This is a genomic window from Priestia flexa NBRC 15715, from assembly GCF_001591565.1.
GTDB classification, from domain to species: domain Bacteria; phylum Bacillota; class Bacilli; order Bacillales; family Bacillaceae_H; genus Priestia; species Priestia flexa.
This window is the reverse complement of the sequence record NZ_BCVD01000223.1, coordinates 1-1,593: the sequence shown is the minus strand read 5'-3', so window position 1 is coordinate 1,593 and position 1,593 is coordinate 1. Positions and strand designations below refer to the sequence as shown.

Sequence of the window (1,593 nt, the reverse complement as noted above, 5' to 3'; positions counted from 1 at the left end):
GATCTCAATACATATTATTGAACTTATTTACTGTAAAAGAACTAGTTATTTTGCCCTTCTAGCTGTATAATACGACAGTGGAATTTTTTGGTAAAAGAAGTGTGGAAAGGCTTAGATTTTCTCGTTAAATTAACTAGATTAATTGATAAATAGCATTCTCATCTGTAAAACTGTTATTTTTAGCCGATAAAGTTTGTAGACGATATTCGTTATTTCAGTTAATTTATAAAACATCTTAGGAAGGTGAAAACAAAAGGATGAAATGCATTTTTAAAACACTCCTAGCAATTAGCTTTATTTTTGCTTGGGTAACATTTGAACATGAAGCAAAAGCTCAAGGTATTGAACCGACAATCTCTGTTAAATTAGTGAACTATCTTGGAGACAAATCGTTTATTACCATTCAGCCTTCTAAAACATATAAAATTGAAGGTAGTAACGTAGAATTAGAAAGTGGTAAGACTTACAGTGTAAAAGTAGAAAGCACTGGCGTAGGAATATATGAAGAAGATCAGCGAATAGCTAGTGCGGATTCATTTAAAGTAACTCCATCTACCTATAGCGCAACTCTATCAATTAATGGCAGAAAATATCTAGGTGATATGCGCTTTATAAATGAAGGTAATAAGTATATACGTCCAATTAATACGCTACCTCTGGAAGACTATCTAAAAGGTGTGGTTCCAAAGGAAGCATACGCAGATTGGCATATGGACGCGTTAAAAGCACAAGCACTTGCTGCTCGAACCTATGCTTTAACTTACATAAATAGCAATGCAATTGATGATACACAATATAAACAAGTGTACGGTGGTTATGATTGGAATGAACGCACTAGCCAAGCTGTTGATGAAACATTTGGAGAAACGGTGAAATACAACGGGGCTCTTGCTCAAACGGTTTTCTCATCTAGTAACGGCGGCTATATTGAGTCTAGCCTTAATTACTGGGGAAGTACGCAGCTTCCGTACCTTGAATCTAAGCCCGATCCTTATGACCCTCAACGTGAATGGACGAAGGTTGTGAATAAGCAGCAAATTAATTTAGTAGACAAAGATTTGAAAGATCCGAATGCGTGGTGGAATTCTATCAATGAAGTTGATTCCATTATGGCAAACAATATTAAGCAAAAAATGAACGCGAACGGGTTCAGCGGAAAAGACATTAAAATTGTTAGTGTTGAAGATGTAAAGTTCTATGCTCCGACAACGGGTCAACGCGCAACGAGAGGCGATTTAGTTGTTAAATACATAGTGAAAGATGAACTTGATTCAAATGGAAACATAAAAGTAAGTACGTGGAATTTAATTGGCGAGAAAGCAAGCAGCGTTAAAAGCTTAATTAATGGCACGTCAATGCTAAACTTATATGTGAAAAGCATTACTTCTGATAGCAATTCTATTGTGATTAAAGGAGCAGGCTATGGACACGGCGTTGGTTTAAGCCAATATGGCGCAAGCGTTATGGCATCTCAAGGTAATTCGTATACAACAATACTAGAATTCTATTATCCTGGTACGACAATTAGCCAGCATTATACGGATGCATATCCAAGAATAGAGGTACAACCTCCTTCTGCACCAACCATTATAG

At 36.3% G+C, this 1,593-nt stretch carries 1 protein-coding gene; it reads left to right on the top strand.

All coding sequences use genetic code 11. The features are described from left to right. Positions 1-257 precede the first annotated feature (257 nt). Positions 258-1,593, top strand: a 1,336-nt coding sequence (locus tag BFL01S_RS19505; protein WP_156474963.1) for a SpoIID/LytB domain-containing protein, incomplete at its 3' end; no start/stop codon positions are given.